Here is a 12765-nt window from a genome sequence, read left to right as displayed (position 1 = left end):
GGAAGTCAACGGCTTGCAGCCGCGCGCCTGCTTGCCCATATAGGAAGCAGCCCCGAGACGGAGAAGAACATGCAGACCCGCAACAAGATCCTGGACGACATTTCCCAGCTGATGACCAATGCGATGGGCGTGGCCCAGGGCGCCAAGGACGAGGCGGACACCGCGCTGAAAGGCATGATCGACCGCTGGCTGGCCGACCGCGATTTTGTCACCCGCGAGGAATTCGACGCGGTGCGCGCGATGGCGCAGAAGGCGCGCGAGGAAAACGAGGCGCTGAAGGCGCGGCTGGACACGCTGGAGGCGGCGCAGAAGTAACCGCGCGGCCCGGACGGACCGCAAGCCTGCCGCGGCGGTGTGCTGCGGCGGGCTTTTTTGCGCGCATTGCATGGCGACCCCGGCGCGGCGGCGCCCGGACCGGCGCCGGGATCAAGTTTCACGTCGCTTTTCGTCAGTCAGGTCGAAAACCGCACAGCGTGAGCCATGCCTTTCGGTCAAGCCTGCCCGGGCAGCAGCAGAAGGAGCATGCGATGGTGGCGGTCTACTCGGTGCCCAGTGCATTCAGCACCCAGGAATGCGCAGAGATTTTGCGCAAGGTCGAGGCGGAGCCGGACAGCGAGGCGCGGCTGGTGGGCCAGACCCGCGATCACAACCTGCGCCGCGCCAGCGTGGTGTGGCTGGATGATGTGCCGGGAACCAGCTGGGTGATGGACCGGCTGATCTCGCTGGTGCGCCGGGCCAACCGGGAGCAGTTCGGGTTCGATCTGCGCGAATTTGCCGAAAGCCCGCAGGCCGCCAGCTACAAGGCGGAGGACGGCGGTCATTTCGCCTGGCATTCGGACATCGGCGACGGGCCGGTGGCGGGCAAGCGCAAGCTGAGCCTGATGGTGCAGCTGAGCAAGCCGGGGTCCTATGACGGCGGCGATCTGGAGGTGATGCCGGGCGCCCATGTGGTGGCGGCCAGCCGGCTGCAGGGCAGCGCCACGGTGTTCCCCAGCTTCCTGCTGCATCAGGTGACGCCGGTCACCCGCGGCGAGCGCCAGTCGCTGACCGTCTGGGCGCACGGCCCGGCGTTCCGCTGACTGTCGGGCCGGCCCGCTGGTTCAGCAGGCTGGCCTGTGCGGGCCGGAGATCAGCCGCCGCCGCCGCTGTTCGCGGCCGGGGCCGGTTTGGCGGGGGCCGCGTTCCGCTTGGCGCCCGCGGTCTTGCCCGGTGCGCCCGGCACGGCGGAACTCCGCACATCCCGGCGTGAAGCCGGCCGGCAGGGCCTGCCGCCGGGCGGCGGTGCGGTCAAACCGCCAGGATCCAGACAGCGAGCAGGCTGAGGATAAGATAGACAAATGTGTTGACCATCCAGCGGATCAGCCCGGCCTCGCCCTCCGGGTCGACTCCGAGGCGTTCGCAGACTTTGGTTCCGGGCCAGAGGAAGGCTTCTGAGAGGGTCATGGGAGGGCTCCTTGATGGGGGATTGAGGGGCGTGATCTGCGGGAATGTTTAAGTGAATAAATAGGCATTGTAAATACCTAATATACCGGACCGGCCGGAACTTCCTGATGTGCCGCAACCACGTGGCTTGCGCCGCGGCCGGCCTGGGTGCCGCCGGAACGGAGGTATCGGCGCGTGCGGCGCCGCTTCTCCTGTTTGACTGCGGAGCGGGCCGTGGTAGGGGCGGCAGACCCGGTGCGGCCCGGTGCGGCCGGCCAGTGCTGCCGGCCTGTGTCCGCGCCGTTTGGAAGACGCGCAGGAGGCTGTTCCGGTGCGGGGGGGGGCATTGTGGCGCATAGGGGCGCACAGGCCGGCATTTTGGGGGCTGTGGACAGTTCATCCACAAGTTATTGCAGATATCCCCAAAATAAAGGGTTGCCAGATCACCTTTTGAGCCTCACCATATCTAGTATGGGAGCGGGGATGCCTCCCCGGCCCATAGCAGAAATAGCTAGTTATAGGGCGCCTCTGTGCCCGCTGTGCTAGGTAAAAATGAGAGGTGGCATCATGGCACTATCCGAGCTTCACCTGGAAGAAGACATCCACCCCATCGATATCGTCGAGACGCTGGCGTCGCACCACGATTGGGATTTCGACAGGGTCGGGGACGATCAGATCGCGATGTCGGTGGAAGGGCAGTGGCGCACGTATTCGCTGACGCTGGCCTGGTCGGGCTATGAGGAATGCCTGCGGCTGGTCTGCAGCTTCGAGATGGAGCCGCCGGAGGCCGAGCTGCCGCGGCTTTACGAGCTGATCAACTGCATGAACGACCAGTGCTGGGAGGGATCCTTCACCTATTGGGCGGATCACAAGCTGATGCTGTTCCGCTACGGGCTGATGCTGTCCGGCGGCCAGATGGCCAGCCCGCAGCAGATCGACGCGATGCTCAATGCCGCAGTGGCCAATGCGGAGCGCTACTATCCGGCGATCCAGCTGGCGGTCTGGGGCAAGCGCAGTCCGCAGGATGCGATGCAGGTCGCCATTGCAGAGGCCTACGGGCGGGCGTAAACCTTGCCCCGAACCTGATGGATCACGGGGAGGGGCTTTCATGGATATGCAAGAAACCGCCGCGCGCGGCCTGGTGCTGCTGGGCTGCGGCAAGATGGGATCGGCGATGCTGGCCGGCTGGCTGGAGGGCGGTCTGCCCGCCGCGTCGGTCTGGGTGATCGACCCGCGCCCCTCGGACTGGCTGAAAGCCACCGGCGTCCATGTCAACGCCGAGCTGCCATCCGCGCCGGGCATCGTGCTGATCGCGGTGAAACCGCAGATGATGGGCGAGTCGCTGCCCACGCTGCAAGGCTACGGCAACGGCCAGACCCTGTTCATTTCGGTGGCGGCGGGCACCTCGATCGCCACCTATGAGGATATTCTGGGGGCAAAGACCCCGATCGTGCGGGCAATGCCGAACACGCCGGCCGCTGTCGGCCGCGGCATCACCGCGCTGATCGGCAATGCCCATGCGGGCCCCAGGGACATGGAGCGCGCCGAAGGGCTGCTGCAGGCCGTCGGGCAGACCGTGCGGCTGGAAAATGAGGGCCAGATGGATGCGGTGACCGGCGTCAGCGGCTCGGGTCCGGCCTATGTGTTCCACCTGATCGAAACGCTGGCCGCCGCGGGCGAGGCGCAGGGGCTGCCGGCGGAACTGGCGATGCAGCTGGCCAAGGCCACCGTCGCAGGTGCCGGCGCGCTGGCGGAGGCGGCTGAGGACAGCCCCGGCCAGCTGCGCGTCAACGTGACCAGCCCGAACGGCACCACCCAGGCGGCGCTGGAGGTGCTGATGGACGAGCAGGACGGCTTCCCGGCGCTGCTGAAACGCGCCGTCGCGGCGGCAACGGACCGGTCCAGGGAACTGTCGCGTGGCTGAGATTTCTTTCAACGACTTCCTGAAGGTCGATGTCCGTGTCGGCGAAATCCTGCGCGCGGAGCCGTTTCCCGAGGCGCGCAAGCCGGCAATCAAGCTCTGGGTCGATTTCGGGCCTGAAATCGGCGTAAAAAAGAGCTCAGCGCAGATTACGGCGCATTACATGCCGGAAACGCTGGTGGGCAAGCAGGTTCTGGCCGTCGTAAACTTCCCGCCGCGGCAGATCGGCAAGTTCATGTCAGAAATCCTGGTGCTGGGCCTGCCGGACGAAAACGGAGAAATATTCCTGGCGGGTCCCGATGGACAGGTGCCGCTGGGCGGGAGGATGCACTGATATGAAGATCTGGATTGCGCGGCCGATGACGGCAGCGGTCACGGCACGGGCGCGGGAAAGCTTTGCCGATCTGGAAATCCGCGAGACCAACGCGGTTCTGAGCGAGGCGGAGATGCTGCGCGCCCTTACTGAGTTCGACATCGTGGTGCCGACGCTGGGCGACCGGTTCACGGCGGAGATCTTTGCCAAGGCGGGCAGCCCGCGCTGCAAGCTTTTGGCCAACTTCGGTGTCGGCTACAACCATATCGACGTGGCGGCCGCGCGCGCGGCGGGCGTCGAGGTGACCAACACCCCCGGCGCCGTCACCGACGCCACCGCCGATATCGCGATGACGCTGATCCTGATGTCGGCGCGGCGCGCCTCGGAAGGCGAGCGGATGCTGCGCAAGGGCGATTGGCAGGGCTGGCACCCGACCCAGATGCTGGGGCTGCACGCCACCGCCAAGCGGGTCGGCATCGCCGGCATGGGCCGCATCGGCCAGGCGATTGCCCGGCGCTGCCATTATGGCTTTGGCATGGATGTGTCCTATGTCGCGCGTTCGCCCAAGGAGCTGGATTTCCCGGCCGACCGCGCCGAGAACCTGATCGCCATGGCGAAAGAGGTGGATTTCCTGGTGGTGGCGGTGCCCGGCGGCGCCGAGACCACGCATCTGATCAACGCCGACGTGCTGGACGCGATGCAACCCCATGCGCATCTGATCAACATCGCCCGCGGCGAAGTTGTGGAAGAGGCGGCGCTGATCGCGGCGCTGCAGAACCGCAGCATCGGCGGCGCGGGCCTGGACGTCTATGAGTTCGAGCCCAAGGTGCCGCAGGCGCTGATCGATCTCGACAACGCCACGCTGCTGCCGCATCTGGGCACCGCCACCGAGGAGGTGCGCAGCAACATGGGCCATATGGCGCTGGACAATGTGGCCGCCTATCTGGCCGGAGAGGCGCTGCCCAACAAGGTCTGAAGCGGCTGGTCAGAAATCCTTGGGCTTGTCGTGCTCGTGGTCCCAGGCCGGATCTTCCCGCTTGATCTTGCGGGTCATCCAGACCCCGGCGGGCCAGGCCGCGGCGGCGGCGATGGCGATGCAGACAGCGATGGACTGCCACGAGTAAAAGCCAAGGGTGAATGCGGCGACAATCAGGGCGCCTGCGATGCAGGCGCCCGCCAGGCTGGCCATGTGAAAGCGCAGCCTGCCGGCCAGCGGATCCCGAACGGGCATGACGGCCTCCTTTGGTAGCGTCAGTTGCGGGATTGTAACACAAAAGAGGCGGCTGGGGTTCCCGGTTCAGCTTTCGTCCATCCGGCTGCCCATCGCCGCGCGCCAGTGGCGGCGGCAGAGCGAGACATAGGTTTCATTGCCGCCGATCTGCACCTGGTCGCCATGCGTCAGCACCCGGCCCTGATCATCCTGGCGCACCACCATGGTGGCTTTCTTGCCGCAGCGGCAGATGGTGCGCACCTCGCGCATTTCATCCGCCAGCGCCAGCAGGGTGGCGGAGCCGGGGAACAGCTTGCCCTGGAAATCCACCCGCAGGCCATAAGCCAGCACCGGCACCCGCAGGTCATCGACGGCGCGGGCCAGCTGCCAGACCTGCTCCGGCGCCAGGAACTGCGCCTCGTCGACAAAAACCGCCGCCACCGGGCCCTGGGCGAGGCGCTGTTCGATACGGGCATAAAGGTCGTCGCCGCAGGAAAACATGTCGGCCTCTTCGCCGATGCCGATGCGCGAAGCGATCCTGCCGGTGCCGGCCCGGTCGTCCAGCCGCGCGGTCAGCAGGTAGGTGTCCATATGGTTTTCGCGGTAGTTGTGCGAAGCCTGCAAGAGCACCGTCGACTTGCCTGCGTTCATGGTGGAGTAGTGGAAATAGAGCTTGGCCATGGCGGCGGGTTTACCCTCAGGGGCGCGCGGGGGGAACCGGATTCGTGCAGGTTTTGCCGGGGGCCGGGCGGGATGGCCCGCCGGGGCTGGCGCGGCAGGGGTGGAACAAAACCCCGGAAAAACCGCCATCGCCAATCGCCCCGGAAGGCACAAGTTCCGGGCAGACCAATTACCCTAGACGCGGGACGTCACTCACCCGTCCCGCTTTGCACTGGACAACAGATGCCAATTGCACCATGCCACTCGCTAAATCCCTGAAAACCTGAGGGATGGATAAGGTATCGCAATTCCTCTACAACTCAGAAATGGGAAATTAGCCGGTTCGTTCCCCATGGGGGCGGCGGTCACGCCAGGTAGGAAGCATATGGCTGAAATCGGAACGTATCTGAAGAAGCACACCGAAGCGCTGGTGAAGGATGTCGGCATCGAAGCCGCCTGCCAGATCACCGGCAAATCCAAGGCGACGCTGGGGCGCTATTATTCGGACAATGCCGAGCACGTGGATCGGTTCATGCCAGTGGACGCGGTGGCCAAGCTGGAATGCGCGGCGTCTTACCCGCATGTGACCTCGGCGCTGGCCGACCTGAAGAACATCACCCTGTCCTACAACGGCAACGGCAGCGCCGGGGAGACCGGCCGCAGCGGCGGGGTGAATGCGGATGTGATCGCGCTGAGCCAGCGGTTTGCCCAGCTGATGAGCGAATACCAGGCCGCGATGGAAGACGGCATCATCACCGTCAACGAGGCCAAGCGGCTGCTGCGGGAGACGGTGCTGCTGCAGCAGGTGCTGATCGACATGAAGCTGCACCTCGAAGAAGAAAGTGCCTGAGACCGTGGATCTGAGCGATCTGCCCGCCGTGGCGGCGGACCTGCTGCAGCCGGTCGACGCGGACGCGCTGGCTGCACCCGGCGATCCGCGCCACCCGCCGCGCATCCTGCTGCTGTACGGCTCCCTGCGCGAGGTCAGCTATTCCCGCAAGGCGGCGGAGGAGGCGGCGCGGGTGCTGCAGGCCTTGGGCTGCGAGACGCGGATCTTCGACCCCTCCGGCCTGCCGCTGCCCGATGATGCGGGCGCGGCCGAGCATGCCAAGGTGGCGGAGCTGCGCGATCTGGCGGTGTGGTCCGAGGGCATGGTCTGGTCCAGCCCGGAGCGCCACGGCGCGATGAGCGGCGTGATGAAGCTGCAGATCGACTGGCTGCCGCTGTCGCTGCAGGGCGGCATCCGCACCACCCAGGGCAAGACGCTGGCGGTGATGCAGGTCTCGGGCGGCTCGCAAAGCTTCAACGCTGTGAACCAGATGCGCATCCTGGGGCGCTGGATGCGGATGGTGACGATCCCGAACCAGAGCTCGATCCCCAAGGCCTGGCTGGAGTTCAACGAGGGCGAACGGCTGCCGGAAGGCCCGTTCTACCGCCGTCTGGTGGATGTGATGGAAGAGCTGGTGAAATTCACCTGGCTGGTGCGCGGGCGCAAGGACTATCTGACCGACCGCTATTCGGAGCGGCTGGAAAGCACTGAGGCGGTGCACCAGCGGGTCTCGCGGAAATAACCCGGGGCGCGCAGGGCGCCTTGGGCCTGGATGAACAAAGCCCCGGCAGTGCCGGGGCTTTTCTGATTCAGATCAGCGGGATCAGCGGAACGTCGCAGGCAGCGAGGCCCAGGAGGGCGGTCAGAAACAGGGTGAGGCGCATTCGAGGGCTCCGTTTTTCGTGTGCTCGCCGCCATCTTCGCCGGGCGGCAGCAGCGGGGCAAGCCGGCTTTGCGGAAAACCCCGGGTGAGCCTGTTTTTGCCTGTTCACCCTATGAGTGCGGGCGGCGGTTAAGCAATTGGGCGGGCCGGAAGCGGCTGTTTAGCGGTTTGTTAAGACCTAATTCTGCCGCAATCGGGCCGCGAAGTTACCACCGGCACTGCGATTTGCGCAGAAACCGGGGGAAATTCCGGATTTTCCTCCTAACGAAACAGGGAGGATTTTCCGTGGTTTTTAAGGGGTTTTTCCAAAAATTGACGCGGCCCGTTAAGTAAACAAGGGGTTTACGCAGGCCGCTCCGGAAAAAGGAAGCCCCTGTTAACCTTTTGTTAACCTTGCCTCATTCTGCGCATTTTTCTGCCAGCGCGGCACCGCAGCAAGCCGCATTCCAGCCCCAGGACTGACCGACCATGGCCAGGTGGGAAAATGGAGTGGGTCATGAGACGAGTTCTGGGAATTGCCGCCGCCGCATTGATAACCAGCAGTGCCGGAGCCGCCGCCGCAGGCGGGCAGTCCGCAGCGGTGCAATCCGTGCCGGGATGGGAGGCGGTGGGCCGCCTGAACATTGGCGGCAACAGCATGTGCACGGCCAGCCTGATCGCGCCGGATCTGGTGCTGACGGCGGCGCATTGCATGTACGACATCCGCAATGGCCGGGCGGTGAACCCGCGGAGCATCAAGTTCGAGGCCGGTCTCAACGGGCACCGGTCCAAGGCCTCGCGCAAGGTGGTCAAGGCCGCGATCCACGCAGAATACCGGCATGGCCGGACCGGCCAGTTCCAGACCGGCACCGATATTGCAGTGCTGCGCCTTGAACGGCCGATCAGCGCCGATGTGATCCGGCCCCTGACCCTGGCTGCAGCGCCTGAGCGGGGCGCGCGGGTGGATGTGATGTCCTATTCCCACCGCAATGCCAGATCGCCGGAACTTCAGACGGCCTGCCAGGTCCTGGTGGCGCGGCAAGGGTCCCTGATCACCTCATGCAGGGTCGATTTCGGGGCCTCGGGCTCGCCGGTGCTGCAGCGGCACCCCGGGCGGCCCCCGCGGCTGGTCTCCGTTATCTCGTCCAAGGCGCGGATGGGCGGCAAAGGCGTGTCGCTGGCCGCTCCGCTGGGCCGCACGCTGCAAACGCTGATGCGTCAGGCGGGGTGAGCGCCTCTGCGGCCTTCAGGAGTGCAGCGGGCCGGATGCCGCAGGACATGACGCAGCCCCGTCAGGGTCCCGGGACTGCGGTCCGCTGCGGCGGGCCTGCCAGCTTTCATTGGCTGCTGCGGCGCACCTCTTCCAACGGGTAGGCGAGGCTGTCCCGGGCCTCCCAGTTCAGATGGCAGCCTGCGCAGAAGCTCTGCTGGATTGTCATTTCCGTGCCGTCGGGCATCAGCGCCGCATAGAGCCAGCCGCCGGCCTCCGGGGCACCGCCTGCCGCCAGTTTGGTCATGATGAACAGCGGTCCGGGCACCGCCTTGCCCTCCTTCACGGCGAAGCTCTCCTTGGCCAGCACCGACCCGGCGGGCATGGTGAAGCCGTCTTCCGCGAACGTCAGGTACTGCTCTGCGGCGGTATCATTGGCGAAGGTCTGCAGAAAACGCTCGCCGTGCGGCCCGGCCAGGGCGGGCCGGGTGGACGTGACCTGCCAGGACCGGAATTCAGCTGCGACCGGGCCGCCGTTTGCGGCATAGCCCTCGGCCATCCTGGCTTCGATGCAGTCATAGATTTCGACAACGGCCTCAGCCTCAAGCTCAGCCGGGTCGCCTTCCACCGGGCAGTCCTGGGCAAAGGCGCCGAAGGGGGCGAGTGCCAAAAGTCCTGCAGTTATTTTCAATCGTAATTTCATGGCCTTGCTTCCTGAATTGATGCTGCGGATCGTGACGTGTTGATCACGGTCGCACAGGTCCGGAAGATGCGGCGGTCAATTCTCTGCACGGCTGCGTGACGGCCGGGCGGGAACAGGAAAAGCCCCGGATGGTGCCGGGGCTTTTCAATTGCCGGGGGGATGTGCCTGGAAGGGCGTGCTTATCCCTGCAGGCTCTTCACCTCGACATCGCCTTCGGCCTGGGCCTTGATGGCGCGTGCGGCGGCGTTGGCGCCGGCCGCGGTGGTGAAGTAGGGGATCTTGTCATAAAGCGCGACCGAGCGCATTTCCTTGCTGTCCTCGACCGCCTGGGCGCCCTCGGTGGTGTTCATCAAGAGCTGCACGCCGCCGTCCTTGAGCATGTCCACCACATGCGGGCGGCCTTCATAGACCTTGTTCACCAGCTCGCAGGCCACGCCCTGGCCTTCCAGCCAGCTTTGGGTGCCGCGGGTGGCAACCAGGGTGAAGCCCTGTTCCACCAGGATCTGCGCCGCCTCCAGCATCAGCCGGCCCTTGTCGGCGTCCTTGATCGAGATGAAGGCGCGGCCGTTGGCGGGCAGCACCATGCCGGCGCCCATCTGCGCCTTGAGGAAGGCGCGGGCAAAGGAGCGGTCCCAGCCCATGACTTCGCCGGTGGAGCGCATTTCCGGGCCGAGGATGGTGTCGACGCCGGGGAAGCGGGCGAACGGCAGCACCGCTTCCTTGACCGAGAACCACGGCATGTCCGGGTCCGCAAGCGTCATCGGATCGGCCATCGGGGTGTTGACGTCATAGCCTGCGTCCGGCTCGTACGGCGCGCGCTGCGGGAAGTTCGACAGCGGCTCGCCGGCCATCACGCGGGCAGCGATGGAGGCAATGGCGCTGTCGGTGGCCTTGGCGACAAACGGCACGGTGCGCGAGGCGCGCGGGTTCACCTCGATCAGGTAGATCTCATCGTCCTTGATGGCGAACTGGATGTTCATCAGGCCGACCACGTTCAGCGCCTTGGCCAGCGCGAAGGTCTGCTCCTTGATCCGCCCGATCACGTCCTTGCCGAGCGAGTAGGGCGGCAGGCTGCAGGCGGAGTCGCCGGAGTGCACGCCGGCTTCCTCGATGTGCTGCATGATGCCCGCCACATGCACGTCGGTGCCGTCGCAGATCGCGTCCACGTCCAGCTCGACCGCGCCGGAGAGGTAGCTGTCCAGCAGCACCGGGCTGTCGCCGGAGACCACCACGGCCTCATTGATGTAGCGCTTGAGCTGGTCCATGTCGCGGACGATTTCCATTGCCCGGCCGCCCAGCACGTAGGACGGGCGGATCACCAGCGGGAAGCCGATTTCGCCTGCGATTTCCAGCGCTTGCGCGTCGGTGGAGGCGATGCCGTTCTTCGGCTGCTTGAGGCCCAGCTTGTTGACCAGCGCCTGGAAGCGCTCGCGGTCCTCGGCCAGGTCGATGGCGTCGGGCGAGGTGCCCAGGATCGGGATGCCCTCGGCCTGCAGCGCATCGGCCAGCTTCAGCGGGGTCTGGCCGCCGAACTGCACGATGACGCCGTGCAGGGTGCCGTTGTCCTGCTCGACGCGCAGGATTTCCATCACGTGCTCGAAGGTCAGCGGTTCGAAATACAGCCGGTCCGAGGTGTCATAGTCGGTCGACACGGTCTCGGGGTTGCAGTTGATCATGATGGTTTCATAGCCCGCGTCGGTCAACGCAAAGCAGGCGTGGCAGCAGCAGTAATCGAACTCGATGCCCTGGCCGATCCGGTTGGGGCCGCCGCCGAGGATGACGACCTTTTTCTTGTCCGAGGGGCGCGCCTCGCACTCGGCTTCGCCGAAGGCGGGGGTCTCGTAGGTCGAGTACATGTAGGGGGTCTGCGCCTCGAATTCGGCGGCGCAGGTGTCGATCCGCTTGAACACGGCGTTGACGCCGGCCGCGCGGCGGGCCTTGCGGACCTCGGTCTCTTTCCTGCCGGTCAGCTTGGCCAGACGGGCATCGGTGAAGCCCAGCATCTTGAGCGCGCGCAGGCCCTTTTCGTCCGACGGCAGGCCGCTGCCGCGGACCTCGGCCTCGGCCTCGACGATCTCGCGGATGCGGGCCAGGAACCAGGGGTCGAACTTGGTGACAGTGTGGATTTCATCATCCGACAGCCCGTGGCGCATCGCCTGGGCGATGGTGCGCATCCGGTCCGGGGTCTGCTTGCCGATCGCCTTGATCACCGCGGCCTTGTCGCCTGCGGGCTCCCAGAGACCGGCGCCGACGCCGTCGATGGCCACCTCGTCAAAGCCGGTGAGGCCGGATTCCATCGACGCCAGCGCCTTTTGCAAGGACTCGTGGATGGTGCGGCCGATGGCCATCGCCTCGCCCACCGATTTCATCGCGGTGGTGAGATACGGTTCGGAGCCGGGGAATTTCTCAAACGCGAATTTCGGAATTTTTGTCACGACATAATCGATGGTCGGCTCGAACGACGCGGGCGTCACCTTGGTGATGTCGTTGTCCAGCTCGTCGAGGGTGTAGCCGACCGCCAGCTTGGCCGCGATCTTGGCAATCGGGAAGCCGGTCGCCTTGGAGGCCAGCGCCGAGGACCGCGACACCCGCGGGTTCATCTCGATCACCACCATGCGGCCGTCCGCCGGGTTCACCGCCCATTGCACGTTGGAGCCGCCGGTTTCCACGCCGATTTCGCGCAGCACCGCAATCGAGGCGGTGCGCATCATCTGGTATTCCTTGTCGGTCAGCGTCAGCGCCGGCGCCACGGTGATCGAGTCGCCGGTGTGCACGCCCATCGGATCGACGTTCTCGATCGAGCAGACGATGATCGCGTTGTCCGCCTTGTCGCGGACCACTTCCATCTCGTATTCCTTCCAGCCCAAGAGGCTCTCGTCGACCAGGATCTGGTTCACCGGCGAGGCATCCATGCCCGAGCGGCAGTAGTGGATGTAATCCTCGCGGTTGTAGGCGACGCCGCCGCCGGTGCCGCCGAGGGTAAAGGCGGGGCGGATGATCGCCGGCAGGCCGATGTCTTCCAGCTCTTCCAGCGCCATCTGAACGCCGGCTTCCAGGTCGGCAGAGCCGTTGGCCTTTTTCGGGGCGGTGATAATGGTGGCGCGCGGGTTTTCCAGGCCGAGGCGGTCCATCGCCTCGCGGAACAGCTTGCGGTCTTCGGCCATCTCGATGGCGTCGCGCTTGGCGCCGATCATCTCAACGCCGAATTTCTCCAGCACGCCCATCTCTTCCAGCGCCAGGGAGGTGTTGAGGCCGGTCTGCCCGCCCATCGTCGGCAAGAGCGCGTCGGGGCGTTCCTTTTCGATGATCTTGGCGACCACCTCCGGCGTGATCGGCTCGATATAGGTGGCGTCGGCGAGGCCGGGGTCGGTCATGATGGTGGCCGGGTTGGAGTTCACCAGGATGACCCGGTAGCCCTCTTCGCGCAGGGCTTTGCAGGCCTGGGCGCCGGAGTAGTCGAACTCGCAGGCCTGCCCGATGACGATCGGACCGGCTCCGATGATCATGATCGACTGGATGTCGGTTCTTTTGGGCATGGCCATATTCCTTTGGTTGACGCGCGGGCAGCTTTGAATCGGGGGCACTGGCGAGTGCCCAAATTGTCCTGCGTTATAGGCACCGCGCCGAAAGGTTCA

At 65.6% G+C, this 12765-nt stretch carries 14 protein-coding genes; 9 read left to right on the top strand and 5 right to left on the bottom strand.

Translation table 11 applies throughout. The features are described 5' to 3' along the window. Positions 1-69 precede the first annotated feature (69 nt). Entirely contained in the window at positions 70-315 is a 246-nt protein-coding gene (locus OKQ63_RS12750) for an accessory factor UbiK family protein (protein ID WP_264210452.1), read from the top strand. Positions 316-527: 212 nt separating this feature from the next. Further along, a complete protein-coding gene (locus OKQ63_RS12745) occupies positions 528-1079 on the top strand; it encodes a 2OG-Fe(II) oxygenase (RefSeq protein ID WP_264213919.1) in 552 nt (183 codons plus the stop codon). A 208-nt stretch (positions 1080-1287) separates the two neighbouring features. On the opposite strand, the gene OKQ63_RS12740 is transcribed toward OKQ63_RS12745, so the two are convergent. Further along, on the bottom strand, positions 1288-1443 hold the full coding sequence (locus OKQ63_RS12740) for a hypothetical protein (RefSeq protein ID WP_264210451.1): 156 nt from the start codon (positions 1441-1443) through the stop codon (positions 1288-1290). 546 nt (positions 1444-1989) lie between these two features. On the opposite strand from OKQ63_RS12740, the gene OKQ63_RS12735 reads away from it, so the two are divergent. From OKQ63_RS12735 to OKQ63_RS12720, 4 genes are read left to right on the top strand one after another with little or no spacing between them, the layout of a single operon-like run. Next, complete coding sequence (locus tag OKQ63_RS12735; protein WP_264210450.1) at positions 1990-2490, top strand: type III secretion system chaperone family protein; 501 nt, start codon at positions 1990-1992, stop codon at positions 2488-2490. Positions 2491-2530: 40 nt separating this feature from the next. Next, complete coding sequence (proC, locus tag OKQ63_RS12730; RefSeq protein ID WP_264210449.1) at positions 2531-3346, top strand: pyrroline-5-carboxylate reductase; 816 nt, start codon at positions 2531-2533, stop codon at positions 3344-3346. Further along, positions 3339-3677, top strand: coding sequence for a tRNA-binding protein (locus OKQ63_RS12725; RefSeq protein WP_264210448.1), 339 nt, complete (start codon positions 3339-3341; stop codon positions 3675-3677). The genes proC and OKQ63_RS12725 overlap by 8 nt, the downstream gene beginning before the upstream one ends. A 1-nt stretch (position 3678) precedes the next feature. Beyond that, entirely contained in the window at positions 3679-4632 is a 954-nt protein-coding gene (locus OKQ63_RS12720) for a 2-hydroxyacid dehydrogenase (RefSeq protein ID WP_264210447.1), read from the top strand. A gap of 9 nt (positions 4633-4641) precedes the next feature. Here the strand turns inward: OKQ63_RS12720 and OKQ63_RS12715 are convergent, their stop codons facing one another. Together OKQ63_RS12715 and OKQ63_RS12710 are read right to left on the bottom strand one after the other, a co-directional pair. Next, the gene (locus OKQ63_RS12715) at positions 4642-4887 is read right to left on the bottom strand and encodes a hypothetical protein (protein WP_264210446.1); all 246 of its coding nucleotides are present in this window, start codon (positions 4885-4887) and stop codon (positions 4642-4644) included. A 66-nt stretch (positions 4888-4953) separates the two neighbouring features. After that, complete coding sequence (locus OKQ63_RS12710; protein WP_264210445.1) at positions 4954-5547, bottom strand: thymidine kinase; 594 nt, start codon at positions 5545-5547, stop codon at positions 4954-4956. A 364-nt stretch (positions 5548-5911) separates the two neighbouring features. On the opposite strand from OKQ63_RS12710, the gene OKQ63_RS12705 reads away from it, so the two are divergent. From OKQ63_RS12705 to OKQ63_RS12695, 3 genes are all read left to right on the top strand, one after another. Then, complete coding sequence (locus OKQ63_RS12705; protein ID WP_264210444.1) at positions 5912-6376, top strand: hypothetical protein; 465 nt, start codon at positions 5912-5914, stop codon at positions 6374-6376. Further along, positions 6369-7097, top strand: coding sequence for an arsenical resistance protein ArsH (arsH, locus tag OKQ63_RS12700; RefSeq protein ID WP_286672683.1), 729 nt, complete (start codon positions 6369-6371; stop codon positions 7095-7097). Before OKQ63_RS12705 ends, arsH begins: the two co-directional genes overlap by 8 nt. Positions 7098-7734: 637 nt before the next feature. Next, complete coding sequence (locus OKQ63_RS12695; protein WP_264210443.1) at positions 7735-8448, top strand: trypsin-like serine peptidase; 714 nt, start codon at positions 7735-7737, stop codon at positions 8446-8448. Between the two features lie 106 nt (positions 8449-8554). Here the strand turns inward: OKQ63_RS12695 and OKQ63_RS12690 are convergent, their stop codons facing one another. Beyond that, positions 8555-9118, bottom strand: coding sequence for a cytochrome P460 family protein (locus OKQ63_RS12690; protein ID WP_264210442.1), 564 nt, complete (start codon positions 9116-9118; stop codon positions 8555-8557). Between the two features lie 191 nt (positions 9119-9309). Further along, complete coding sequence (gene carB, locus OKQ63_RS12685; protein ID WP_264210441.1) at positions 9310-12666, bottom strand: carbamoyl-phosphate synthase large subunit; 3357 nt, start codon at positions 12664-12666, stop codon at positions 9310-9312. Positions 12667-12765 lie beyond the last annotated feature (99 nt).

This window comes from Leisingera thetidis, from assembly GCF_025857195.1.
Taxonomy (GTDB): Bacteria; Pseudomonadota; Alphaproteobacteria; order Rhodobacterales; family Rhodobacteraceae; genus Leisingera; species Leisingera thetidis.
The sequence above is the reverse complement of the archived record's forward strand: the minus strand, read 5'-3'. Positions and strand labels throughout refer to the sequence as shown.